General features: G+C 33.0%; 20 protein-coding genes, 2 tRNA genes and 2 pseudogenes. 16 read left to right on the top strand and 8 right to left on the bottom strand.

The genetic code is table 11. The annotated features are described in order from the left end of the window. Window positions 1–124 precede the first annotated feature (124 nt). The 3 genes from M1L26_RS00255 to priA all read right to left on the bottom strand — a co-directional run bounded on the left by M1L26_RS00255 (window position 125) and on the right by priA (window position 5,812). Window positions 125–1,519, bottom strand: a complete 1,395-nt coding sequence (locus tag M1L26_RS00255) for an ankyrin repeat domain-containing protein (RefSeq protein ID WP_250120193.1) — start codon at window positions 1,517–1,519, stop codon at window positions 125–127. Window positions 1,520–2,403: 884 nt separating this feature from the next. Beyond that, window positions 2,404–3,195: an ankyrin repeat domain-containing protein gene (locus M1L26_RS00250; RefSeq protein WP_250120192.1), complete on the bottom strand. Its 792-nt coding sequence runs from the start codon at window positions 3,193–3,195 to the stop codon at window positions 2,404–2,406. A gap of 112 nt (window positions 3,196–3,307) precedes the next feature. Continuing rightward, window positions 3,308–5,812 carry a replication restart helicase PriA gene (priA, locus tag M1L26_RS00245; RefSeq protein ID WP_211907542.1) on the bottom strand — a complete coding sequence of 835 codons (2,505 nt, stop codon included), beginning with the start codon at window positions 5,810–5,812 and terminating at the stop codon, window positions 3,308–3,310. Window positions 5,813–5,910: 98 nt separating this feature from the next. Between priA and M1L26_RS00240 the strand changes: the two genes are divergently transcribed. Together M1L26_RS00240 and M1L26_RS00235 are read left to right on the top strand one after the other, a co-directional pair. Next, window positions 5,911–6,888 (top strand): hypothetical protein, encoded by a 978-nt coding sequence (locus M1L26_RS00240; RefSeq protein ID WP_250120191.1) that lies wholly within the window; start codon window positions 5,911–5,913, stop codon window positions 6,886–6,888. A 9-nt stretch (window positions 6,889–6,897) separates the two neighbouring features. Then, on the top strand, window positions 6,898–10,371 hold the full coding sequence (locus M1L26_RS00235) for an ankyrin repeat domain-containing protein (RefSeq protein WP_211907544.1): 3,474 nt from the start codon (window positions 6,898–6,900) through the stop codon (window positions 10,369–10,371). 19 nt (window positions 10,372–10,390) lie between these two features. On the opposite strand, the gene M1L26_RS00230 is transcribed toward M1L26_RS00235, so the two are convergent. Further along, the gene (locus M1L26_RS00230; RefSeq protein ID WP_250120190.1) at window positions 10,391–10,543 is read right to left on the bottom strand and encodes a hypothetical protein; all 153 of its coding nucleotides are present in this window, start codon (window positions 10,541–10,543) and stop codon (window positions 10,391–10,393) included. A 284-nt stretch (window positions 10,544–10,827) separates the two neighbouring features. Here M1L26_RS00230 and M1L26_RS06525 point away from each other — a divergent pair. From M1L26_RS06525 to M1L26_RS00200, 5 genes and pseudogenes are all read left to right on the top strand, one after another. Next, window positions 10,828–11,748: pseudogene (locus M1L26_RS06525) on the top strand (IS5 family transposase). Window positions 11,749–11,997: 249 nt separating this feature from the next. Next, a tRNA-Ser gene (locus M1L26_RS00215) sits at window positions 11,998–12,088 on the top strand. Between the two features lie 118 nt (window positions 12,089–12,206). Continuing rightward, complete coding sequence (locus M1L26_RS00210) at window positions 12,207–13,334, top strand: SurA N-terminal domain-containing protein (RefSeq protein WP_250120189.1); 1,128 nt, start codon at window positions 12,207–12,209, stop codon at window positions 13,332–13,334. Window positions 13,335–13,375: 41 nt separating this feature from the next. After that, window positions 13,376–14,005 carry a ferredoxin reductase domain-containing protein gene (locus tag M1L26_RS00205; RefSeq protein WP_211907546.1) on the top strand — a complete coding sequence of 210 codons (630 nt, stop codon included), beginning with the start codon at window positions 13,376–13,378 and terminating at the stop codon, window positions 14,003–14,005. Further along, a complete protein-coding gene (locus M1L26_RS00200) occupies window positions 13,989–14,540 on the top strand; it encodes a 5-formyltetrahydrofolate cyclo-ligase (protein WP_211907547.1) in 552 nt (183 codons plus the stop codon). Before M1L26_RS00205 ends, M1L26_RS00200 begins: the two co-directional genes overlap by 17 nt. Window positions 14,541–14,748: 208 nt before the next feature. Here the strand turns inward: M1L26_RS00200 and M1L26_RS06520 are convergent. The 3 genes and pseudogenes from M1L26_RS06520 to M1L26_RS00180 all read right to left on the bottom strand — a co-directional run bounded on the left by M1L26_RS06520 (window position 14,749) and on the right by M1L26_RS00180 (window position 17,272). After that, a pseudogene (locus tag M1L26_RS06520) lies at window positions 14,749–15,669 on the bottom strand (IS5 family transposase). A gap of 581 nt (window positions 15,670–16,250) precedes the next feature. Next, complete coding sequence (locus M1L26_RS00185; RefSeq protein WP_250120188.1) at window positions 16,251–16,706, bottom strand: hypothetical protein; 456 nt, start codon at window positions 16,704–16,706, stop codon at window positions 16,251–16,253. 122 nt (window positions 16,707–16,828) lie between these two features. Then, window positions 16,829–17,272 carry a hypothetical protein gene (locus tag M1L26_RS00180; RefSeq protein ID WP_246433105.1) on the bottom strand — a complete coding sequence of 148 codons (444 nt, stop codon included), beginning with the start codon at window positions 17,270–17,272 and terminating at the stop codon, window positions 16,829–16,831. Window positions 17,273–17,393: 121 nt separating this feature from the next. On the opposite strand from M1L26_RS00180, the gene elbB reads away from it, so the two are divergent. The 9 genes from elbB to dapA all read left to right on the top strand — a co-directional run bounded on the left by elbB (window position 17,394) and on the right by dapA (window position 24,197). Next, entirely contained in the window at window positions 17,394–18,092 is a 699-nt protein-coding gene (gene elbB, locus M1L26_RS00175) for an isoprenoid biosynthesis glyoxalase ElbB (RefSeq protein WP_211908742.1), read from the top strand. 137 nt (window positions 18,093–18,229) lie between these two features. Further along, entirely contained in the window at window positions 18,230–18,538 is a 309-nt protein-coding gene (locus M1L26_RS00170) for a hypothetical protein (protein WP_211907548.1), read from the top strand. A gap of 66 nt (window positions 18,539–18,604) precedes the next feature. Beyond that, entirely contained in the window at window positions 18,605–19,531 is a 927-nt protein-coding gene (gene ispH, locus M1L26_RS00165) for a 4-hydroxy-3-methylbut-2-enyl diphosphate reductase (protein ID WP_211907549.1), read from the top strand. Between the two features lie 249 nt (window positions 19,532–19,780). Further along, a complete protein-coding gene (locus tag M1L26_RS00160; RefSeq protein ID WP_250120187.1) occupies window positions 19,781–21,241 on the top strand; it encodes a hypothetical protein in 1,461 nt (486 codons plus the stop codon). Between the two features lie 4 nt (window positions 21,242–21,245). Further along, a complete protein-coding gene (locus M1L26_RS00155; protein ID WP_211907550.1) occupies window positions 21,246–21,854 on the top strand; it encodes a hypothetical protein in 609 nt (202 codons plus the stop codon). Beyond that, a complete protein-coding gene (locus M1L26_RS00150; protein WP_211907551.1) occupies window positions 21,851–22,648 on the top strand; it encodes a hypothetical protein in 798 nt (265 codons plus the stop codon). Before M1L26_RS00155 ends, M1L26_RS00150 begins: the two co-directional genes overlap by 4 nt. 12 nt (window positions 22,649–22,660) lie before the next feature. Further along, window positions 22,661–22,734 (top strand) — tRNA-Arg (locus M1L26_RS00145). Between the two features lie 68 nt (window positions 22,735–22,802). Further along, on the top strand, window positions 22,803–23,285 hold the full coding sequence (gene ssb, locus M1L26_RS00140; RefSeq protein ID WP_211907552.1) for a single-stranded DNA-binding protein: 483 nt from the start codon (window positions 22,803–22,805) through the stop codon (window positions 23,283–23,285). A gap of 9 nt (window positions 23,286–23,294) precedes the next feature. Further along, on the top strand, window positions 23,295–24,197 hold the full coding sequence (gene dapA / locus M1L26_RS00135) for a 4-hydroxy-tetrahydrodipicolinate synthase (protein ID WP_211907553.1): 903 nt from the start codon (window positions 23,295–23,297) through the stop codon (window positions 24,195–24,197). A gap of 64 nt (window positions 24,198–24,261) precedes the next feature. On the opposite strand, the gene M1L26_RS00130 is transcribed toward dapA, so the two are convergent. Further along, window positions 24,262–24,855, bottom strand: coding sequence for a hypothetical protein (locus M1L26_RS00130; RefSeq protein WP_250120186.1), 594 nt, complete (start codon window positions 24,853–24,855; stop codon window positions 24,262–24,264). Window positions 24,856–25,248: the final 393 nt, after the last annotated feature.

The following is a 25,248-nucleotide window of genomic DNA, read 5'->3' as shown; positions in this document are numbered from 1 at the left end:
TCAAGATAGTTCAAAAATGATAACATCAAACCTTTCGTAAAGAAAGTAGTAAGTCTTTATCTTGATTAGCTATAGAAAAATTTTTCCACTTTTCTCAGAAATTGTCTTGAAAAAAGTAGTGTAATCACAATCTACTGTAACTTAAGTCTGACTCAGGTGTAACTGAAATTATCTCATACATTTGCGTAGTTTCTACAGTACCTCTTTTTTGAAAGTGACGCAATTTATTTTTCAACATGTTTCTTTCTTCTACATAATTGTCTGATTCTTTATTCAAACTAGAATTTTTTTCTTCATACTTGGAAAGTATTGTATCGATCAAATAATTAAAAAATAATATTAGACCTGTAGTGTTGGCAAGCAATGCAAGAGAATAATATAACATATCTTCGCTCACTTCTTCATTTATTATGTCATGGGAATTTCTATACATTCTAAAACAAGAGCCAAAGGCTGCTAAGCATACACAAGTAAGTTTTGTTTTGCTTAGGATGCACTTAATTCGCGCTAGTTTTTTATTATTATCTTCTAATTTTATACGCAACTCACTAATTTTACTACTATAGTGCTTAATAAACAATTCTATTGCCTCTTGGTTATTAGTATAATTATATGCTTTGTAAGATTCCTTATCTATGAGTTCAGTATCTATATCCTTTGATTTGAGAAGCTCTTTAATTGCTTCATTTTTGTTAAGAAGCACAGCTTCGTGTAGAGGTGTGTACTCATTTTCAACATTTTTTCTTCTGTTAATATTTTTATCAGTTAAGTAGTTAAAAAGAGCTGAAATGCATTCTGAATTATTACCTTCAATAGTCAGAGTAATTACGTCTTTTTTGTCTTTGTTCTTAGTATTAATAACTTTGAAAAGCGGCTTTTCATCCTCTTCCTTATGTTCAAAATATTTGTGCTTGTAAAACTCATTTGCACGGTATGGCTCCTTAAGAATACACAAAAGCTTTTTTACAAAATCAGCATGATTTTTTTTAATAGCCACATGTAAAGGTGTGTCCTGATTTTTTTCATCTTTCAACAATAAGGCATCATACAAACAACCCTCTTTATATAAAAAATTAATCTCTTGATCAAAAGAGATATCTTCTTCTCCTTCACAGATATTTAGTAGCCATGACCCTATACTTTCTGTAGTACTGTAATCAATTGCAGAGCTACGTTGCACTTTAGATTGATAAAGGGTTACGTTCATACTATTCCTACCTGTAAACAACCTAGCTATACCTCTAAATATTCCAGCTATACCTGATTCACTCCGAGCAGAACAAGGCGTTTTATCTTGAATGTGAATCTCAACATTTTCATTAGAAAAAAGTTCTAAAACATGCGAGCTGCCTCTTCTACTGGAAAAAGGCGCCTCATTCTTTTTATCTTTAGCTTTAACACTATTCTCTAGCTTTGCATTCGAAGCACTTATAGGGTTAGCTAAACAATCAAAATCCGTATTTTTAGATACAAAGTCTTCTGATTGAAAATTTGCTGCAGCGTTTATTTCACCTTTCATATTTCTTTTTTTACAGAAGTTGCATTTCAGGTAGGGTATCTCATCTTTAAAATTTTTCAACTCTATTTAAATTTTTTTAAAATAGTTTTTGATAAAAATATTTATGACACTAATTTTTGTGTTAAATTTTTAGAAGATTTTATAGCTAAAAATTGTATCCGTTCAGATGCATGGCTAATGTGCACATATTGAAACCAGTGCTTTCTTTTTTGTCATCCCAGCTACCAGAATGATGTCATCCCAGTGCCTAGACACTGGGATCCAGTTAAATTTATGAGTATAAAAGTAATCAACGTTTCTGATGATTATGAAAAAGCTGGATGCCAGTGTCAAGCACTGGCATGACACCATCTGCTACTCGTTCCACTTCATCGTCCTAAAGCCCTTCCCTGTCATGCCAGTGCCAAATGACACCATTTGTTCTTATGTTTTTGTCTATCTTATTTTACCACTCTGCTGAACGGATACAAAAAATTACTTCCGCATGTTTTTAATCTCATTATAATTACGATTAGAGATATTTATTGAGCTCAAAAATCTATCTCCGTCTGCAGACTTTTTAATTAAACTCATTAAAAATGTAGCGTATATTCTTCAGTGTATACTTAATTTCTGTCATATGTGCACTGCATTTTTTCTAATCTTTTTTACAGGGGGGATTTTATGTCCAGAATTCCAGATATTTGACCTTTACTTTAGCTAATAAAAACCAACTGGTACCTGCGGTTTTTATAGCTACGTTTTCTCAAATAAGTTTTAAATGAATAGATTTCTTGCATAATCAGATGTCATCCCAGTGCTTGACACTGGGATCCAATAAGAAAAATGCGCTGGAACTTTCGAATTCCAGTTATGCAAGAAATCTAATGTTAAAAAACTCACAGTTATCCTAGTACTGCTTTATTATCTGCAGTCTTTTCAGGTTTGACGGAATGTAATTGAGAACCAATAGCAACAACTCCTTCTATCAATTTAGCCTGTTTATAGTCCTGACTTAAGAAATATATAGCTACTCCAATTGCTATTCCAGCAACAAGAGCAGATACTGCGAGTGTGCATAATATAATAGTCATTGAAGGGACTAAAGCACCACCAACACCGAGTCCAATGCCAAGAAAAACGCCAGGTATAATGCCAATCAAACTATTACATCTAGCACTTTCTTTTTTCGATTGAGCTTGGTCTTGCATACATTTAATGAGTGCTTCTCTTGTATTTCCTTGAGCTAAATCTAATGGCATCTTGTCTTCTTGATTCCTTATCAAAGGATTTGCACCATATGTCAAAAGGGCTTCTATTGCTTCAGTGTTATTACTTATAACAGCTTGGTGTAATAATGTATTTCTATTTTTATCTTTATCTCGAAAATTGATCAATTTGTAGAAATACTGAGGATTAACAGATCTATTCACCGCTTCATCTAAAATCTTCATCACGTTTTTAAATGACAATATCTCTTCTTTCTTAGACCTTGTACTATCGTATACAATGCAGTGTTGCAAAATAAGATACACCATCTCTTTTCTTATATCTACAATATCCTTTATAAATGAAGCTGATTTAAATAACTCCTTGTCAATAGTTATTTCGATATTTTTATTAAGGAATTCCTGCAATTCTCTAATTTTTTCGTTATGCTTTATCCCTTTCCTACAGATGATTTCAAGTAAAGTCACATTATCTACCTATTCTTATTATACTAATAATAAATTCTAATAAAAGTCAAATTTTTTATTAAAAAGTTAATATAATTAATTCTGTGAATGTCAAATAAATTCCGTAATTTTGTTAAAAAAAACTCACAGGGTCAACATCTATTGTTATTGCAATGTTTGAACTCAAGTTACAGCAATGTTTCAGCTTTTTCTTTATGAATAGACTATGTTTACTATGTATCTTTAGTAACACTCTATAACGATATTTATTGTTTAAAAAATTTATTGCTGCTGGTGATGGGCCAAAAATTTCGAGTTCTTCTTTTCTAGTCACGCACTGGAATGACAACGCAGAAGGAATAGTAGCTGAACATTGATCATGCAAAAAGCTTGTTATCTCACTTGCTGCTTTCTGCGTTGCAAATTGATCCTTACTGCAAACTATAAGCGCTATTAGTCTACTAAATGGGGGCATTTTAGCTTTGCGTCTTGACTCAAGTTCAACTTCATAAAACAAATCCCTTTTTTGCTGCTGCAATGCTTTTATTATCAAACTTTCAGGATTATTAGTTTGCACTATTACCGTTCCTTTTTCGTTGAACCTCCCAGATCTACCCGCAACTTGATGCAATAATTGATACGTCTTTTCTGCTGCCCTAAGATCAGAATTTTCAAGTCCTAAATCTGCATTTATCACTCCAACTAAAGTTAATTTAGGGAAATTATGTCCTTTCGCAATCACTTGTGTACCGATTATAATATTCACCTCTTCCTTGAGCACTGAGTCAATGACGCTACCAAGCGACTTCTGATCGCTGCTGATAATTGCAGTTTTTGCATTTGGTATTAATTTCACTATTTCTTCAACTAACCTTTCAATTCCCACACCATAAAGAAGCAATGACTGCTCACTTTGACAATTGGAGCATTTTTCTGGAAGTTTTGATTGATAAGAACAATGGTGACACAAAAGGACGTTCTTTTTCTTGTGGTAAGTAAGCCATATAGTGCAATTTGAGCAGGAAATTTTGTATCCACACTTTTTACAAACTGCAAGTTGTGCGTATCCTCTGCGATTTAGAAAGAGCATAACTTGCTGTTTTTTCTCTATGGTTTGTTTTATTCCTTCGAAAAGTTCATTGGAAATCCATTGCTTATTATTTACTACTTTTATTTGTGGCAACTCTGCACCACCGAATCGTTTAGTCAATTTTACATGATTGTAATTCCCTTTTTTAACATGATAAATTGTTTCAAGTAGCGGAGTGGCGGATGATAAAATAATCGGAATATTTTCGAGCTTGGCTAAGATAATGGCCATATCTCGAGCATTATATATAATCCCCTGTTCTTGTTTAAAGGATGAGTCATGCTCTTCATCGACGATAATTAATTTTAGGTTTTTATAAGGCAAAAAAAGCGCTGACCGTGCCCCGATAATGATCTGTGCACTTCCATTTGCAATACTGAGCCAATTATTTCTGCGAGCTTTTGGAGTAAGTCCTGAATGCCACTCAGCTATATTTCCAGATGTCTGACTGCGAACGCGATTTACCAATTGTGAAGTTAGGACAATTTCAGGCAAGAGGATTAGCACTTGTGCATTAACCTCTTCTGGTGTCATTCCAGTGTGTAACCTTTTGGTGTTTGAACATTTGCAGGTAGTTTTAGTAGTAGATGATGTCATTCCAGTGCTTGACACTGGAATCCAGTCTTTATCGTACAACTGCTTAGTGTACTGATTTGAAATTAAGTTTTCTGGATCCCAGTGTCGGGGCACTGGCTTTTTGGTAAAAATTACTCTTATATTGTAACATTCGTCTAGTTGTGTATTGAACGCTGGAATGACATAACGTTTATTTTTGAAAGTAAATTGCATAGCAAATGGTGTCATTCCAGTACGTGGTAAAAGCAGTATGCTAAATGTTACAGAGGGTTTTGCCTTAAATGCAAAGGTGTCATTCCAGTGCTTGACACTGGAATCCAGGAATTTTGATTCTAAGTTGGGTATTGGTCTTAAATTAAAATAAATATTTGTGATGAGATTATATGAAAAACTGGATCCCAGTGTATGAGCACTGGGATGACACCTTACTCGTAGACCCAAATCACAATGTTCGTAAATACTATGATTCTTAATCAACTGTGCAATTACAGAGAGATAAACTTCCGTTTTTCCAGACCCGGTTTCACCGTCAAGTAAAGTTACTGAATACTCATTCAAATTACTTATTATTTTATCTCGAGCTGCTTGCTGCTCAGGGTTTAATTGGTAATCTATTTCACTTATTTCCTGCTTTTGCTTAGTGCAAACTAGTTTATCTATTTGATTTACCTTTAACACTCCTCCCATTATCACTTTGGCAAGCATACCGATAGGTATTACATTATACTGTGCAACCCACTCTGCAAATTCGATCAGTTTTGGTCTGATGCTCGGCAAATCGACCTTTTGTTCAATAAATTTTAATTCTCGATCGCTTTTGCTACTTTCTCTCCAAACTGTTCCAATCAAACGCTTTCTGCCAAACGGCACCACTACGTAATCTCCAATTGAAACTTCAGTATCTTCCTCAACTGCATATGAAAATAGCTGATCAATTGGAAGTGGCAGTAATACGTCAACTGTTCTTGTCATAAGTTAGCGCTGTTTTTAGATACATAAAGAAGCCTTAATGCTTTTTTCATAGTACACAATTTATAATCATAAATATTGAAAATGTGAGGAAATTCTGTATGTTTAGCGATAAAATAGTCCTAGACTTTGAAATAGAAAAAGGCGACCGAATAGATCGCTGTTACTTTTCTACACGCATCAAACTTACAGATAAGAGCAAAAATTTTCTATGTGAAAAGCTTGGTAGACTTAACAATTTAGATGATTACTTTAATCTTAATCCTGAAAATTTTTACATTTATTATAACAAATATAGTGGTCACTATGGTATAAATGAGCTATATGTCAGAGATGATAATGGTAGATATTTAGCTACTAAACTTCCACTTGATCAGAGCGGATTTTCGATAGAGTTATCATTCGACGAGGTGAATTATGGTTTTTATCCTCTGTATGCAATCTATAATCCCACTCAATATGACAAAAAGCAGGAAAAGAGCTTTGAAGATAATGGTGAATTGCAGCCGTTTGTGTCAAGTGTATTGGATTACTTTCTAAATGGCTTAACCATTCAAGATATGTTTTTGCAAATACAAAATGAGCTTGTTGAAAAAGAAACAAAATTAGAAGAAGACAGAAGAAAAGCAGAGGAAGAATTAAATCAAAAGAATGAAAAGTTAAGAGAACTCATAGAAAATGATGAGATTAAAGTACTTAAAGTAATAAAAGGCCATAGTATTGAGAATGGACGTTCAACAGCAATTCTACAGCTTAATGGTGATCTTGATGCAAGTAAATACTACATAGCAGAGTATGAAAGCAATGAATACTTACATTGCACGAGCTCTGGTTATGACATACTGCTTGACCAGAGCGATTTATTTTTTGTCCTGAATAGCAGCTCTTATCTTGAACTTGAAAGCGGGTTCTACTCAATCCCTGAATTTAATTCTAGAAGCTATGCTAAATATCTCAATACTAAGAATCGGCTTTTCAGCGATGATCAACTATCTCAGCAGTTGTGCAAAAGCAAGTTAAAGGCTGAATCTACAGTTAACGCATTTTTCTCAAGACTTATTTATAGTGAAAATTTTTAAGAGGTGAATATGAAATTTAAAACAAATTCTGGATATGATAAATCACAAACTTTGATTAAAAAATTATTTCCAAATAAAGAAAGTATAGTAATAAACGATCAGCTTACAATAGAAGTAAAATATGGGGGATTAGCTAGTTATACCCCTGAGTATATAAAACAAACTGTAAAAGATGCTTATGGAGCCTGGTCTGATAATTTCTATTCACAAAAAAGCGTTCATTCTGGTCCAGTAAAATTGCAGCTTTATGTGCTGAAAAATTACGATGATTACAAAGCTCACATCAAGGAACTTTCAGGTGGTAAGGACCATAGAGAATTATGGGGTGGTGGAACAGTAAGAGCACACGAAGCTGACGGCACGATAGCAAAGACCTTTATTGTTGGAGATGTAAATGGCTTACTTTGTGCAAAATCTAAAATTTTAATGGAAAAAATGAGCGATGCATTTCTTGAGTACTCTACCGGTAATATGGATACAGTACCTGAAGTTTTACGTACCGGTATGAAGCTTTTCATGTGGAGCTACGATGCAGCTAAAAAAGAAAGCACTCGCGATATGCATTATACAAAAGAAGCATACAATAAAATGCATGAATCTGGGCATGATACACCATATAAAATAGCAAGTATGTCTAACGACTATAGAATATCAGATTGCTTAGTGACATTCCTACAAGAAAAACATCCTCAATTCATAAAGCAATTGCTCACTGAGATGTCCTTCGATAGAGTAGAAGCGATATCAAAATTCAAGCATCTTTTGAATAACTCAGAAGTTGAAAAAGAATTTAAGCAGTGGATGGATGTAAAAAGTGGCGATAAAATTGTGGCAGATCTTGTGCCAGATAGTGAAGTTATGACTTTCGGCGAACACAAGCTTCAAATAAATATAAAATATGATGATGAGGAATTAACTCAGAGCAAATTGAGTAGTGTAAAAAATGCCATCGAGAGTACTATAAAAGATTTTGATTCAGCATTTGGCATTAATAATTCTCAGCCTTGGCACAACATACCAAATAAAGTTAATGTTTTCGTATTTAATACAAAGAGTGACTACGAAAATTATCTTAAGGAGTTGAACGTTAACTATAAAGGCGCTTCTGGCTTAACAGTTCAAGGGCGTGGCTCAGAAATTCATGTTTATTTTTATCTACAAGACCAATTTGATGACTCGTGTAAAACTTTGAAACACGAATTGGGACACGCCTTAACTATCATTAATTCCTATTATGGTACAGGTGATGTCTTATCTAAGGCTATGCATGAAGGGGTTGCTAACTATATGGCAAGTTTAGAAGATGGTCGGCATGTCAATGACCACGGAGATAAAGAGGCCTTGATTGCAATAAAGAATAAAGGTCTCAAACCAGATGAAATATTGCGCAATAATATTTGGAGTAATAAAGGGGAACATTATCATTCGGATGCTGAACAAGTGATCAAATTTCTTGAAGATAAACACCCAGATATGATTGATAATTTGCTCAAGAGCCTTTCTAAATCTGGTGCAAATAGGTCTCAAGGTAATAAATTATTTGAGGATTTTTTGACTGAGCTAAAAGGTTATACTCAGGAATTTAAACAGTGGGTCAAAGCTGAGCTGAGTGGTGAACAACATATGGAATATAATGTTGTTGAATCTAACAGTGTTGAAAGTTCAACAAGCCAACAAAGTGCAGGCAAGGGTCTATATGGTTATAGCCCAGTACATAATGTAAGTGGTGATAAAACCAAGATAGAATCTAAATCAAGTGTCAGTAGAGAAGATTCTATGCAACCTGCTAAAAAAGCGAGTGAAGACGAACAAGGAAAAGCTGTTACAACAAAAGTTATGAAGTATAATAAACAGCATTTCTTAAAGGTGAATATTGATGACAATAATGTAGAAAATACTATAGGAAAAGTAAACGAGATAAATAAGGTAACAGGTGCGACTAGTTTACATTTTGCTGCTTCATTGGGAGATTTAAGCAAAGTAGCAACGCTACTAAAACACAATTCATATATTGATACAAGAGACTATAATGGACAAACGCCACTACATTATGCTATTCAGTCAGGAAATACGGAAGTAGCAAAATATCTTATTGATCATGGAGCAAATCTTAATGTTCATGACAATTATTATCAGAAAACTAATACTAAATATGTGTATTATAAGACACCTTTACACTATGCTATTGAGTCTGGAAATATAGAGATAGCTAAATACTTAATAGATCGTGGTGCAAATCCTAATATTCAAGATGCTTATTCCAAAACGCCATTATACAGTGCTATTTATTCAGGTAATACAGAAATAGTGAAGTATCTATTAGATCATAACGCAGATCCTAATAGTAAAAGTTATTATACTTTTCCGTTACTTGCTGCTATTAAGCTAGGGAATGCGGAAATAGTTAAGAGTTTAATTGAGCATGGCGCAGATCTTGGTATCAAAAACACGTCAGCTCAAACACTGCTGCACTATGCAATTGAGCTAAAACATACGGAAATTGCTAAATACTTAATAGATCGTGGTATAGATGTTGATACCCGTGATATTAGCTCTGGTAAATCTCCACTACATTTTGCCATGCACATGAAAAATATGGAAGTAGTTAAATATCTCATAGAGCATAATGCGGATATTGATATTCAGGATAGCTACGGCTTAACACCTTTGCATCTTGCTGTTGATCTTGGGAATAAGAAGATTATAGAGCAGTTAGTTGAAAAAGGTGCGAATATTAATGCTCAGGATAATGATGGTTGGACACCTTTAGTTCATGCAGTGAGGCATGGAAAGTTAGATACAATAGAATATCTAATAAAAAACAAAGCTGACGTTGACGTTGTAGGTAAAGATGGCAGGACACTTGTTGAACATGCTGAGTTATGGGCAGAAGAGAAAGGACTAGCAAGAGATGTAATAGATAGCAAAGGCGATAATGATTCTTATTATCGTGAGCTTTCAAAAGAAGCTGCAACTTGGGAAAAAGCTGGAAAGGATATGCTTAGCTATCTCAAAAAAATTATTATGCAAGAAGAAGAATCTAACGATATAGACCAAATGCCAGCAGATCAACCTGCGAGTGAAGAAAGGAGTAAAAGATCGATAAGAGGAGACGAAGAGAAGCAAGAGGAAACAATTGTTATAGATAATGTGAAAGAAGAATCACAGCATCCTTTAAAAATCAAAGTGGGTGAGGCTGTTGAAATAGGGAAATATAAGGTAGAACTGCAAGTTACGTATGATGATGTAAGAAATTTTTATGACACTATACGTGGTAAATATCATGATGGTAGTGGATACAATTATGAGCAAGTAATGGTTTTGTACAATGAAATTGTTAGGCCAGCATCAAAGCATCATGATGAACCATTTACTCTTGCTGAGTCCTATATTGCAGATGGGCATCTATTTATTAAAAATCAAGATTTTGGAATTTTGAATGATTTTAATGAGATGTTCTATAAAAGTGATGAGTTTATGTAACATAAAAGGTGGATGAGAATTAATTGATATAAGGAATTAGATCTTCTATTTTCATTCCAGCGTTTCCTTTTCCTGTCATCCTATTGATATAAGGAATTAGATCTTCTATTTTCATTCCAGCGTTTCCTTTTCCTGTCATCCTAGTGCCCCGACACTGGGATCCAGTGTTCATATAATCTCATCACAAACGTTTATTTTAATTTAAGACCAATACCTAATTTAGAATCAAAATTCCTGGATTCCAGTATCAAGTACTGGAATGACATCATCTACTATGCAACTTACTTTCAAAAATAAATGTTCCAGTGTTTTCCTCTCCTCTCATCCCAGTGTTTCCTTCTCTTGTCATCCCAGTGCGTGACACTGGGATGGCTTTGTTGCATAGCAACTGAAAAAATCTGGTGGCTACTGACAAAATTCATTATAAAACAGCCATTTAACTGTTGAAGAAAAAATATGCCACAGAAAATGAAAATCAGTAACCAAAACGAATATAACAAATTCCTTGAAAAAAGGGGGAATATTTTTCGTTACATCGATGAAGCTATCGAAAATTGGTATGAAAATAGTCCAAAAATGCAGGGCGGTAACTATATTTATAGTGATAAAGTTGTGATTTTGGTGCATATAATCGTTAATCTTTTTAGAATTGGCTTAAGACAAACGGTAGGGTTTGTAAAAGGATATCTGCAACAAATAGGAAAAAATTTGGCAGTTATCAGCTATTCACAAGCATCAAAAAAAACTTAATATTAAGATAAATGATTGCAGGATTGATAAAAGCAACATGGAAAATATTGAAATTATCATAGATAGTACAAATTTACAGTAACACTCCTGGCCACAGTAAGGAAAACAGTGCAGATAGAAAGTACCGAAGCTACGAGCAAGTAAGAAAGTTACATGTTAAGTGTGAATAGTAAAAAAGCTATAGCTGCAAGATACAGTAATGGCGTCTACTCTGACCACTATGGAGCTTGCTTGAAGAAGTTAATTTTCAGCACAAAATAAAAGCATTATATGCAGATAGGGCATACGATAGGCAAAAACTTTATAAATTGTGTAAGAAATACGATATAAAGACAAAAGTTCTACCAAAAAAGGATGCAGCAGAACATTCAAAAATAGATTATATGTCTGACAGAAATGCTGCTATTAGGTTAATAAAATTATATGGACAAGATGGTGTAAAAGAGTGGAAAAAGGAAGCAATTTATGGAAAAAGATCTTACATAGAAGGATTTTTCTCAAGGTTGAAGCAAGTATTTGTTTAGGAATAAATCTGAAGTAAACCGTGAAAAAGAATTACTAATTAAGTGCTATTTGCTCAACAAATTCACTGGTATTGGTATGGCTAAATTTGAAATCATTACATAAATTTGTCGTAAACCATCACTGCTTAAGGTGCTATGCAACAAAGCCCACTGGAATCCAGTCCTTTCGCACAAAAAACGTTGTAAAGTGTTTACCAACTTAGTTGGATCCCAGTGTCAGCTACTCTGATGACAAGAAGGGAAGTACAGGTTTCAATATTTGCATGCATCTGAACAGATACAAATATTGCAATTAAAAGCATTAGACAGGCAGTAAAGGTCTTGATATTATATAATATTAAGTTCTAAACTTGGAAGGGTGGCCGAGCGGCTGAAGGCGGCGGTTTGCTAAACCGTTATACGATTGAAAAGTCGTATCGAGGGTTCGAATCCCTCTCCTTCCGTATATTATTGTTTAGGTATTCATTACAGTAATTTCACCCTCTTTTTTAATTATAAAAAAGTTAGCTAGCGTTTATTCAGTATTTATTATAGAATTAGTTATTAGCTAAATAATTTTATATGCATAAAATACTAATTTTGATATTAATAATGCTGCCGCTTAGGTTACTTGCAACTGAGATTGAAATTGTTGCAGATGTAAATGGTGAGCCAATTTCAAATTTAGATATCGAAAGACGTATCAACCTCATAAATTCATTGCTTGGCACTCAGAAGATTAATCAAAAAGAGGTAAAATCTCAAATTCTAAAACAGTTAATAGACGAAATTATCATTGTCAGCGAAGCACAGAAGATGAATATAGAATTGAGTAACGAGGAGTTAAATAATGCTGTCACGTTATTCTTAACTCAAAGTTTAAAACTTGAGGCTGATGAAGTTGATGAATACGTAAAAAAGCATAATATGGATCTCAATAACCTAAAAAAACAAGTAAAGTGTCAGCTGCTGTGGAACAAGATTATTGAAGTAGGAATTGTATCGCTTATCAATATAAGCGATAAAGAAGTGGATGACATAAGAAAACAAAAAGAGAAGCCTGATTACCTTATTACGTTTCAGGAATTTGTAATTCCTGATCAAAAAATGGCTGAAGATTTAGTAAAAAAATTACGTACCAGTAATAATCCAGAATCTTCAATAAAGATGCGCAAAGCAACCGTTAATTTAAGTCAGCTAAAAGGTACTCTCAAGGACGTTTTGGAAAGATTAGAAATCAATGACGCAGCAGGTCCGATTAGTTTAAGCGAAGGTTACTCTGTTATAAAAGTCATAGATAAGGTACAGCTCGATCATACACTGCTGGAAAGTATTTTAAAAGTAAAACAAGTTGTGGTTAAAGATTCAGAAAATTTACTCTCTAATTTTAAGGAGCAAAAGGTCAATTGTCTAAATTTTGACAAATTAGCAGACGATTTCAAATTGCCAAGCGCAAAAGAATTTAAAATAAAAATGCGAGATTTAAATCCTGATTTACAGATTTTATTTAGTAAAACAAGTACGAATGAAATAGTAGAATTAAGAGAAAATAGCACTGCAAAGCTAATGATGTTATGTGATATCAAGAGTAATCCAGTGAATATAGAAGCAATCAAACAGGAAATGTATCAACAAAAGATTATTATACAAAGCAACCTGTTATTGGATAATATGCGTAAAAATGCAGCTGTTAGTTATCGATTTAATTGAAGCTAGAGAATATTTTTCGTTTTTTACTCTATAAAAAGTTTATGAAGAATATAATGCTGATTGGTGGCGGAGTTGGAAATGCAGTATTATTTTCGATAGGAAAGGCATGTCTTGAAAACAATCATAAGGTTTTATATTTCGCTGGCTATAAAAAATTAAGTGATGTATTTAAACGAGCACTGATAGAACGTGCATCAAGTGCAGTAATTTGGGCATGTGAAGAAGGATTGATAGAAACAAGCAGAGAACAGGATAAATCCTTTCATGGTAATATAGTTGATGCAATAATCTCATATCAGCAAGGAAAGTTAGGTAAAATTACTATTAGTTTAAACACTATAGATAAAATCATCACTATTGGTTCTGCTAAAATGATGAAAGCTATAAATGAAGCTAGAAAAACAATTTTAAAGCCATATCTGAAACCAAAACACATAGCAATATCATCAGTTAACTCTCCTATGCAGTGCATGATGAAAGAAATCTGCGCTCAATGTATTCAGCAACACATAAATAAGGAAACAGGAGAAATAAGTTTTGTTTATAGTTGCAGTAATCAAGACCAGGATATGGAGCTTGTTGACTTTGATTTTTTAAGTGAGCGCTTGAAGCAAAATAGTTTACAAGAAAAGCTCACTGCAAAATGGATAGAACATGTTCAAAGACACTAAACAGCACAAAGAGGAACTAAGGAAGCAATATAGAACCATAAGAAAAGATGTTGATGAAAGTTATTCTAGTTATGCAGCAAATTCTCTTGTTAATCTCTTTAACAAAAACTTAAGTTGCGTTAAAGGTAAAACAATAGCAGCTTACATTCCAATAGACGGGGAAATTAATGTTGTGCCTTTGATGCATCATTTACTCGATTTAGATTATAAAGTAGCAGTCCCTAATAAAAACAAGTTATTAAAATTCGAAGAATGGAATAAAGCAGATGAAGATATAATCCCCGATACAATCATTACTCCTGTTATTGCTTTTGATGATCATTTTAATAGGTTAGGTTTTGGCGGTGGTTGGTATGATGAAATGATAAAAAAATTACGGCCACTTGGAAAAATATTTATAGGTGTAGCCTATGAGAAGCAATATTGTAAAAATTTACCTGTAGAAAAACATGATCAAAAATTGGATATTATAATCACTGAGATATGTGTTAGATTTGAAAGTGAATTGCTCAAGAAGGCGGATAGAAAGGAGTAGCATAGTCTCCCTCTTTCTGATAGTAATTGCTTATCTGTTCAGATGCATGCAAATATTGAAACCTGTACTTCCCTTCTTGTCATCAGAGTAGCTGACACTGGGATCCAACTAAGTTGGTAAACACTTTACAACGTTTTTTGTGCGAAAGGACTGGATTCCAGTGGGCTTTGTTGCATAGCACCTTAAGCAGTGATGGTTTACGACAAATTTATGTAATGATTTCAAATTTAGCCATACCAATACCAGTGAATTTGTTGAGCAAATAGCACTTAATTAGTAATTCTTTTTCACGGTTTACTTCAGATTTATTCCTAAACAAATACTTGCTTCAACCTTGAGAAAAATCCTTCTATGTAAGATCTTTTTCCATAAATTGCTTCCTTTTTCCACTCTTTTACACCATCTTGTCCATATAATTTTATTAACCTAATAGCAGCATTTCTGTCAGACATATAATCTATTTTTGAATGTTCTGCTGCATCCTTTTTTGGTAGAACTTTTGTCTTTATATCGTATTTCTTACACAATTTATAAAGTTTTTGCCTATCGTATGCCCTATCTGCATATAATGCTTTTATTTTGTGCTGAAAATTAACTTCTTCAAGCAAGCTCCATAGTGGTCAGAGTAGACGCCATTACTGTATCTTGCAGCTATAGCTTTTTTACTATTCACACTTAACATGTAACTTTCTTACTTGCTCGTAGCTTCGGTACTTTCTATCTGCACTGTTTTCCTTACTGTGGCCAGGAGTGTTACTGTAAATTTGTACTATCTATGATAATTTCAATATTTTCCATGTTGCTTTTATCAATCCTGCAATCATTTATCTTAATATTAAGTTTTTTTTGATGCTTGTGAATAGCTGATAACTGCCAAATTTTTTCCTATTTGTTGCAGATATCCTTTTACAAACCCTACCGTTTGTCTTAAGCCAATTCTAAAAAGATTAACGATTATATGCACCAAAATCACAACTTTATCACTATAAATATAGTTACCGCCCTGCATTTTTGGACTATTTTCATACCAATTTTCGATAGCTTCATCGATGTAACGAAAAATATTCCCCCTTTTTTCAAGGAATTTGTTATATTCGTTTTGGTTACTGATTTTCATTTTCTGTGGCATATTTTTTCTTCAACAGTTAAATGGCTGTTTTATAATGAATTTTGTCAGTAGCCACCAGATTTTTTCAGTTGCTATGCAACAAAGCCCACTGGGATCCAACTAAGTTGGTAAACACTTTACAACGTTTTTTGCACAAAAGGACTGGATTCTAGCGTAACGCGCTAGAATGACATCAACTTTTGAATTCCAGTTATGCAAGAAATCTATTCATTTGAAACTTGTTTGAGAAACGTAGCTATAAAAACCGCAGGTACCAGTTGGTTTTTATTAGCTAAAGTAAAGGTCAAATATCTGGAATTCTGGACATAAAATCCCCCTGTAAAAAAGATTAGAAAAAAATGCAGCGCACATATGACAGAAATTAAGTATACACTGAAGAGGATACGCTACATTTTTTTATGAGTTTAATAAAAAAGGTCTGCAGACAAAGATAGATTTTTGAGCTCTAAAAATATCTATAATTGTTATTATAATCAGATTTAAAATATGCGGAAGTAATTTTTTGTGTCCGCTTAGCAGGGTGGCAAAATAAGATAGACAGATACATTTTTACATCAAAACGCTCCCCAAATGCATCAATTCTATTTTGTAATGTTGTTTCCATCAACTTGTTCAGAATTTGACTCCTTCACTTTAGAACTTGGCTTCATTTCTTTAGCTTTATTATTCACCTCTTGTATAAAATCTTCTACTGTTTTGCTATCTGCAGTAATTGCATCTTTTAATTTGTCTATAGAATCCTCAAGTGCTTTCTCATCACTCTCATGAGTACTGAGGCCCTTTTCCAGAAGTCTACTCATATCATCTTTTGAAAAATTTTGAATGGTTCGATCTTTTACTAATTTCTTTATTGCCATTAATTGCTCTTTGTTTCGAAGCATTTCTATTATTTTTACTTTATTATCAAGAATTGTTCTTTCTTCTTCATTAGCTTTAAGACCCTGTTTTGTCAAATTGCTTATTAACTTTCCAAAATTATTCTCTCTTGCTTGAATCGTAGGTAATTTATCGATCACATCTTTCACAAAACTTTTCAATGCTTTTCCCGATTCAACTATACCCTGGACTGCTTTACTGGTACCCTTACCTACGCTTTCTTTTATCTCACTTCTATTCTGATATATAGCATAACCAATAGCAACTATAGCAACAAATCCTACTATGCTGCTCCTCCAATTATTAATGCACCAGCCACTCCTCCTATTGCCAATGTACCTGCTAGTGCACCTGTCAATGTTGTAAATGCTGCTCCACTTATCAATCCTTGAGCTAACAGTTGATTGCCTAAAGTTTCAAGCTCTTTCTTCATGCCTTTTACTTTATTTCCTTGTTCCAAAAATTCTTTTGATTCAACTTTGTTTTTCTCAAAATTCTCCAATATAAGACCTATTACACTCCCCAAAATATCTTTATTTTCTATCAGAAATTTAGACATACTATCGATATCTGATTCGTCAAAAATTTCACTTTTTCTTTCAAAGCTACGTAGTCTTAACAGAACTTGCAATTCTTGTAACAAATCTTTTTTTCCACTAATATATTTTACTACATTTTCAATTAACTCATCCGAATTGGTTGGATTTGCTGTACCACTTTGTAGCATATTCAATTCCCATCAATTATAAATATGCCTAATTATATTATAATTGATATAAAATAATTACTCCTTTCCAAATATGGAATTTGTATTACAATACCTAGATTATATGAAATCAAGGTATTTTATGGGTGAGAAAAAATTAAGAGCCGCTGTGGTTTTATCAGGATGCGGCCACCTCGACGGCACAGAAGTGAGAGAAGCAGTCTTAACTCTGCTTGTGTTTGATCAGCAGGAAGTTGAAGTCACGTGCTTTGCTCCTGATGTTGATATCACACAAGTTATGAATCACAAAACAAAAGAAGCAGTAAAAGAAAAAAGGAATGTACTTGTAGAATCAGCAAGAATTGCAAGAGGTGAGATAAATGATTTAAGAGAAGCTAAAGCTGAAAATTTTGACATGCTAGTCGTACCTGGTGGATATGGAGTTGCGAAAAATTTATCTGACTTAGCTGAAAATAAAACAGTAATGCCTGAGTTTGAAAGATTAGTCTCAGAGTTCTTTGTTGCAAAAAAGCCAATAGGAACTATATGTATATCTCCAGCCATTATTGTTTTAATTTTAAGTAGCAAGATAGGTAAAGAAGAAAGTAAGATTAAGGTAACTATAGGAGACGACAAAGACCAGTTGATAGAAAAGCTCGGCGGCGAACATATAACATGCGATACAAAGCTATCAATAGAAGACGAAAAGCATAATATATTTTCCTGCTCTGCTTATATGCGTAGTGACGAAAGTACACACTCTGTATATCAAGGAATAAAACACATGATTGACAGTATGGTGAAAAAAATTAATAAAAAAACCAAACAACCATTTCTCTAAAGTGTAGTTTCTTATACAATTAATTATGTTATACTTCCAGTTGCATTATTGTTGTAGCCAAAGTAATCTGTAATTGCTTATTAACGATAAGCTATATTTAGTATGCAAGTTTAGTTCTTTTTTTTATAGATATAAATATGTCAGACCTTTTTTATATTGAAAGTGAGTGTTGTGTAGATGGTCAGTGTGATACTTATGCAGGAGAAGTGAGTATTAATGATGTCATGTTGGGCAAGTTTAGTCTAAATTCATACAGTGGGAAAAAAGCTATAATAAATCTAGACATCGTTACATTCGATATCCATATTGCCATGGATGACCAAGATGGAAGGACAATAACAAGAGACCTCAAGGGTCCTGAATTTGTAATTAAAGATGACGGTTCCTGGTATATTAATAAGAATCTTGGTAATGATAAATTTAAAATTATAGTAAAGCAGTCATGATATGAAACATAGTGAGCAGAGCTTACTTTTTAGCAATGTTTACATACTTACTTGATTTGAAAAAAAATGGAGATTATCTTAGCTGAACCACGCGGTTTCTGTGCAGGGGTTAAAAGAGCTGTAGACATATTAACAATCACTTTAGAGAAATACAAAAATGAACGCCAAGTTTATGTACTACACGAAATCGTTCATAATAAGTATATAGTAGAGGACTTCAAGAAACAAGGAGTGGTTTTTGTAAGCAGCATAGAAGACATTAAAGACAATAGAGGAATATTGATCTTTAGCGCACATGGAGTGTCGAAAAGTATAGAGGATGAGGCAAAAAGAAAGGGTGTTCAAGTGATTGATGCAACATGTCCATTAGTTAGCAAAGTACATAAAGAGGCAAAAAGGTATGAGGATAGTGGTAAAGAATTAATTCTAATTGGACATGAAAATCATCCGGAAGTTAAAGGAATTATAGGAAGAGTAAGTAATCCTATATCTCTAGTGCAAACTATGCAAGACGTATACAATTTACAAATCAAAGATCCAGATAATTTATCTTATGTAACACAAACCACGTTAAGTATTGACGATACCAAAGAAATTATTGCCACACTGAAGCTCAGATTTCCAAGCATTACAGGCCCCGACTTAAAAGATATATGCTATGCAACACAAAATAGGCAGAACGCTGTTAAAAAATTGGCTAAAATTACAGACGTAGTGTTGATTGTAGGAAGTAAAAACAGTTCAAATTCAAACCGTTTATTAGACCTGTGTATTTCCAGAGGAAAAAGAGCCTATTTGATTGATAATTATAAATGTATGAACAAAAATTGGTTGCAGGGCGCAGAAAAAATAGGAATTACTGCAGGTGCTTCTGCTCCTGATATATTAGTTGATGAGCTAGTAAATTACTTAAAAATAAATATGAATACAAAAGTTTCAGTCATGCCAGATGGATTCACTGAAAATGTTCAGTTCAAGTATACTAAATGGTAATGTGCAACAAAGTGCGTCAAATCAAGTCTTTAGCTCAATTCAATTTTCAGTCTGTTGGAGAATAAAATATCAAGCTGAGATATAATTAATCCTCGTTTGTCAGGTTAAGTTGTGTCTAGCACAAATATAAAAAACCTTCATCATACAAAAGGGTTAATATTACTACTAATTTTATCAAAAACTTATAATGTAAGTAATATTGTCATCTAATGTTTAATGAATTTCAATAAATTACCTTTTTAATTCTAGATGAGTATACACTTTGTTAATATGTTTGGGTCAAAACCCAAAAGTAAGTTTATGCTTTCTATAGGAAAAGAAGGCACAATGTTACTATATTTTAAAAATGATACTTTAAATAAAAGATATTTTGCTAAGGACAAAAATAATAAAGTTGTTTCTGACTTAATTTCATGTCTCTCATCAGATAAAAAAGCACCCTTATATCTGGTTCTCAATCACACTGATCAGAACTATTTGCTACAGTCTATCCCAAGAGTAAATAGGATTAGTGCTTATCTATCAGCAAAAACAAAAGTAGAGCATTTTGCTCATAATAACGATATAAATTCTATTCTCTTGGTCGAAAAGCCGAATAAATTTAATCAAAACTGGTGGTATCTATTTGTTTCATCAAAAGCAAATCATTTAATAGAATATTGGTTGGACGTGTTTGTTGAAATAGGCTCTAACTTTAAAGGAATATTAATGTTTCCTATAGAACTAGTCAGTATAGCAAAAAAGATTCTACACAAAGATCCTAGTAACTGGAAAATTATAGTTGCTGCAACTAAAACAGGTGGCTATAGACAAGTGGTTCTTAAAGAGAACAAAATGATATTTACACGTTTAATACCATTTACTAATGATAATTTACCAGGAATCATTGCTGGTGAAATATATCAGGAAGTGAAAAATACAATTCAATCTTTAACTAAGTTTGGATTTGAAAAAAATGACCCTATCGACCTTTGCATCATAGTATCAGAAGCTATTAAATCTAGTTTATCAGTTATAAATTTTTCAGAGAATAGTGTGAACATATTGACTCCATATGAGCTAGGTAAACTATTGGGAGCAGAATTAGCTATATGCAAAAAAGATAGCTTTTGTGATACTACAATTTTGTTCCATAGCTTTAAGAATAAGCCAATAAATATTTTTAACACAAAAGAAACTAAAGAATTTTATCTATTTAATTATCTTTATTTAAATTCTCCTCAAATTTTTCTATACCTACTCTTGGTTTTAGTTGTAATTAACGCCTTTTGTTTGCGAAATTTGTATTCAAATTTTAATGTTGCTGATAATTTATCTGCAAAGCGGAGTGCTTTAAATAACAAACTAATAAAACTTAGCCAAAGCTATAATGTAAAAAAGATAGATGAAGTTTACGATTTTATTAATATAAATAATATTTTATCAAAAATAGAGTACTCTCCTCTTACACAAATTAAGTATGTAGAAAAGTTAAAAGTACCAGGTGTAGAGCTTCAATCGTTTGAGTGGAATTATAATGAGGCAAAAAGTTATATTACCATAACTTTAAGGTTTAATTTTCAATCTGGTCAAGACATTTCTTATCAATACGAGAAACTACAGAAAAATTTAAACGATAATTTCCGTACTCATGATATTAGTATTTCTAGCTTACCCACTACTAAAGAGAAAAATCTATCTATTGATGTTGAAATAGGAGAGGCAATGTAGATTGATGACTATCTCTCAACTAAAAAGAAAAGCTACAATTCAGTGCATATATTATTTATTGTTATCTATTGTATTAATAGGGTTATCAACGTGTTTTATTCTCTATAACAAAAAGGTTTATAATAAAAATCAAACTGCAGCTGAGGAAATACACTCTATTAATTTACAGATCATTGAAATTCAAAAGAAAGAAGTCGTTCTAAATAAAAACCTAGATTTATGGAAAAGAATTTCTTCTTCAAACTTACATAGTAGCAGATATGTTACAAATTTAAATTTTGAGCTTCACAAGCTATATAAAAAACACTACATGTTAGAACCTGAAATATCAATTTCTATACCTGAAGAAGCTGAACTCCACAATAAAAGTGAACGTACAAAAGTAATAAGAAGTGAAGTGGTTCTAAGTTTAAGCTCAATTAGCGATAAGCATATTTTTTTATTTCTACAGTCTATTCCAAATCTTCCTGGTTATGTTATGATCAGATCTCTTACCTTGAATAAGCAGAGAAATATAGATTCTGCAGCTATAAACCAGATTTTAAGTGGTAATATGATAGAGATAGTGAGAGCTAGTATAGTTTTTGATTGGTATACCATATTAAGTAGATGAATATAAAGTTGTTTTTTATTTTTACGCTGCTATTTTTTAATGTTAGTGCATATTGCAATTGTGAAGATCTTGTAGAAAATATAGGGATTTGTAAAAAATATTCTTGCCAACAGCATATTAGTGATGAAGATTTTATTGAGCATAAAATATTAGGGTTAAATAGTGAAAATTTATGTGTATATATAGAAAGACAAGGCAATGATGAAATGGTCTGTCATCATTCCAACAATGGAATGATTATAGAAAAGAAGTACTTAAAAAGTATTTTAAAAGTTGGAAATCAAGAAATAAATGATTTCATTGATATAGCAAATTTGCGTGCGAAGGAGTGTTTTTTTATCAACAATTATAAACTAAGCTATATAGATCGAGACGATATAATAAAAGAGGCAGCAGAGAGTACTTTATCGCAATATGGTAGCATAAAAAGCATTTTCTTTGATGAAGAGCAGGTTAATAGAATAGTTAGTGAGATGGAAAAGTTTAACTTACAGTCTTCAGGAGTTACAGAGGAAGAAAATTTCAATTGTAAAGTAGTCAGTTTAGATTCAATTTTATACTTTTCCCCTGATACATGGAAAATATGGGTAAATGGAAAGTTGTTTATAAATACTAAGGATTTAAAAGTGCACTCAGTAACTGAAAATTATGTAACTTTTTCATGGGCTGTAAACCAAAAGATAACAAAAGAAAGGATAAGCAATTCTAAAAATGTAAATTTTGGACATGAAGGTATTATGTTTACTCTTTATCCAGAACAAAAGTTTGATTTAGACAGTTTATCTATTAAATAATCTAATACATCTGCGCTTGTAGCTCAATTGGATAGAGCGTTGCCCTCCGGAGGCAAAGGTCGTGGGTTCGAATCCCTCCAAGCGCGTTTCTAATTAAATTTGACAATAATACTCTCACATAAGATAATAAAGATGTTTATTTTAAAGCATAATTATGTCTAGTGGTACTATAAATAAAGTCATATTAGTTGGTAATTTAGGAAAAGATCCTGAAATTAGGACTACACAAAATGGAAAAGAGATGGCAAGTTTTTCAATAGCCACGTCTGAAAGTTGGACTGACAAATTTTCTGGTACTCGCTCTGAAAAGACAGAATGGCATAATATTGTAATTTTTAGTGAAGGACTAGTAAAAATTGTTAAAGACTTTGCACGGAAAGGTAGTAAAGTGTACGTTGAAGGCTCTCTGAGAACTAGAAAATGGACTGACCAAAATGGTACTGAAAAGTACACAACAGAGGTGGTGCTATACAACTTTAATAGTGCCCTTACCCTTTTAGATTCACGAAACAGTATGTCAAGCTCTGATTACAAGCCAAGTGAATACAAACAAAATGAAACAGAACAAAAAGATAAACACGGAAGTTTTGACAACGATATAAAAGATGAACTAATCGATGATGAAATACCATTTTAATAACTTCAATTGAAACCTACATTTTTATGGACTGCTTGTGTTACTCCTTTTAATTCTAATGGAGATAGCGTAGATTACCAAAGTTTGCAGTGCTTGCTTGCAATGCAGGCTCAAGCTAAAAATGGTGTAGTGTTGCTCGGTAGCACAGGTGAAAGCTTATCACTTACTGATTCTGAAAAGCGCACCTTAGTTGAATTTGTATGTGAGCTAAAATTAAATACGAAAATTATAATTGGTGTACCAGGAGTGAATCTATATCAGACTCTTGAATGGCTTGATTTTTGCAAGGATATGCCTATTCATGGCTATCTAATGACAACTCCCATTTATGCAAAGCCTGGAATCATGGGGCAAACTTTATGGTTTGAAAAGCTGCTTGAAAAAGCACATGTGCCAGCCATGCTTTACAATATTCCATCAAGAGCAGGAGTGAGTCTTCACGCTGAAACTGTACGCAACTTATCCAGCCACGAAAAATTTTGGGCTATCAAAAATTCAAGTGGAACTGTTTACACTTTAATTGAGTATAAAAAAGTTGCACCAAATATTAAGGTGTTTTGTGGAGATGATAATATGATACCCGATATGGCTGCTAAGGGTGCGGCTGGTCTGGTTTCTGTTGCTGCCAATGTTTGGCCAAGTGTAGTACATAAATATGTTAAGCAATGCATGAGTGGCAAGAACCCTCAAGCAGACAGTTGGCAACAAGCTTGCAAAGCTCTATTTACTGCCAGTAATCCAATACCTACTAAAGCACTCCTGCATGATATTGGGCTCATAGAACACAAAACTGTTCGTCTACCACTGAGCACAGAAGACTTGCCTTCCGTTGAAACATTAAGGCAAGCTAATAAAATGATTCTTGGGTGGGAAAATCAACTAACTATTCAGGATGAGGACTTGAGCGGATAATTCAATTATGCTTAACATGAAAAAATGTGCTAAATCCTCTTCAAAAACTTCTATCTATCGTTTCTTAAAATACTCTCCTGCACGTATCCCCATCAACAATTTTCACATCGCTATCAACTGAGCTGCTTGGCTGTCTATTTCCTTCTGGAAAAAAGCACTCAATTGCTTTATCAATTAAGAAATTTAAAGAAATACAAGGAATCATATTCACTACAAAAGTTAAAGCACCTATAGCTGCTGGTGATGTGACACCAAGAGCAACTAACCCTGCTCCAACTCCAAAAAAAACACCAATACTACTGATAGTATGTGCATAATTTTTAATTTTATATTCAGCACTGTTGCTATATTCTCTCAAAATTTGTTTATTTTCTTCGGACATGCTTTCTGGTATATCGTTGAGATTTGTAGTTTTTGAGAAAGAACAAGCACTGATTACACAGCATACTAATAACATTGCAGAACCAATGATTCCACCTGCAATGAGAGGTGGCAAGTTAACATAACTTAGAGCTAAACCTGCAAGAGCCCCAGTAACAGCTGCCACTCCTAGTGCTAGTGCTATTGCTATTGCTAGTTCTAGTTTTGATTCAAATTTCTTTTCTAGGCTACTTTTTGCTTGCCTTGCCTCTTTTAACTGTTCTCTTGTATAGCTCATAGTATGTACTCTTACTTAAAATTAATAATATAATACTAGCATTTTTAACTTATATAGTCAACTTATTAAGGAATTTTAATTGACTTTCAGCACACTTTAGCCTATATGTATGGTCCCAGAGTGTAATGGTATATAAAATATGAGAACAAAATGCCATTAAAGGAGAATTTATGATTACTGGATGTGTCATAGCAACAGAAACAATTCATAGGGTAATGTAAACTTTCTAAGTACTATAACCTTAACCCTAAAATTATTGTAAAATAGAGAAAAGTAGTTATTTAAAAGGAGAATAACAGCTCCATATACTATTGAAGTTATAATACTTAAATGTTAGATGTGACATCAAATCTAATTTGAAATATAACTTATTTACTCAGCTTCTTTTGAAAC

It is taken from the genome of Wolbachia endosymbiont of Ostrinia scapulalis, assembly GCF_023559145.1.
GTDB lineage: Bacteria > Pseudomonadota > Alphaproteobacteria > Rickettsiales > Anaplasmataceae > Wolbachia.
The sequence above is the reverse complement of the archived record's forward strand: the minus strand, read 5'-3'. Positions and strand labels throughout refer to the sequence as shown.

What these genes read in the sequence shown, in the direction of transcription:
- priA (WP_211907542.1), bottom strand. Translation starts at nt 5,812, where the DNA reads ATGACAAGAACAGTTGACGTATTACTGCCACTTCCAATTGATCAGCTA.
- M1L26_RS00235 (WP_211907544.1), top strand. Translation starts at nt 6,898, where the DNA reads ATGAAATTTAAAACAAATTCTGGATATGATAAATCACAAACTTTGATT.
- ssb (WP_211907552.1), top strand. Translation starts at nt 22,803, where the DNA reads ATGTCTAGTGGTACTATAAATAAAGTCATATTAGTTGGTAATTTAGGA.
- M1L26_RS00170 (WP_211907548.1), top strand. Translation starts at nt 18,230, where the DNA reads ATGTCAGACCTTTTTTATATTGAAAGTGAGTGTTGTGTAGATGGTCAG.
- elbB (WP_211908742.1), top strand. Translation starts at nt 17,394, where the DNA reads ATGGGTGAGAAAAAATTAAGAGCCGCTGTGGTTTTATCAGGATGCGGC.
- M1L26_RS00150 (WP_211907551.1), top strand. Translation starts at nt 21,851, where the DNA reads ATGAATATAAAGTTGTTTTTTATTTTTACGCTGCTATTTTTTAATGTT.
- M1L26_RS00210 (WP_250120189.1), top strand. Translation starts at nt 12,207, where the DNA reads ATGCATAAAATACTAATTTTGATATTAATAATGCTGCCGCTTAGGTTA.
- M1L26_RS00155 (WP_211907550.1), top strand. Translation starts at nt 21,246, where the DNA reads ATGACTATCTCTCAACTAAAAAGAAAAGCTACAATTCAGTGCATATAT.
- M1L26_RS00130 (WP_250120186.1), bottom strand. Translation starts at nt 24,855, where the DNA reads ATGAGCTATACAAGAGAACAGTTAAAAGAGGCAAGGCAAGCAAAAAGT.
- ispH (WP_211907549.1), top strand. Translation starts at nt 18,605, where the DNA reads ATGGAGATTATCTTAGCTGAACCACGCGGTTTCTGTGCAGGGGTTAAA.
- M1L26_RS00200 (WP_211907547.1), top strand. Translation starts at nt 13,989, where the DNA reads ATGTTCAAAGACACTAAACAGCACAAAGAGGAACTAAGGAAGCAATAT.
- M1L26_RS00180 (WP_246433105.1), bottom strand. Translation starts at nt 17,272, where the DNA reads ATGCTACAAAGTGGTACAGCAAATCCAACCAATTCGGATGAGTTAATT.
- M1L26_RS00255 (WP_250120193.1), bottom strand. Translation starts at nt 1,519, where the DNA reads ATGAAAGGTGAAATAAACGCTGCAGCAAATTTTCAATCAGAAGACTTT.
- M1L26_RS00205 (WP_211907546.1), top strand. Translation starts at nt 13,376, where the DNA reads ATGAAGAATATAATGCTGATTGGTGGCGGAGTTGGAAATGCAGTATTA.
- M1L26_RS00160 (WP_250120187.1), top strand. Translation starts at nt 19,781, where the DNA reads ATGAGTATACACTTTGTTAATATGTTTGGGTCAAAACCCAAAAGTAAG.
- M1L26_RS00230 (WP_250120190.1), bottom strand. Translation starts at nt 10,543, where the DNA reads ATGAACACTGGATCCCAGTGTCGGGGCACTAGGATGACAGGAAAAGGA.
- M1L26_RS00240 (WP_250120191.1), top strand. Translation starts at nt 5,911, where the DNA reads ATGTTTAGCGATAAAATAGTCCTAGACTTTGAAATAGAAAAAGGCGAC.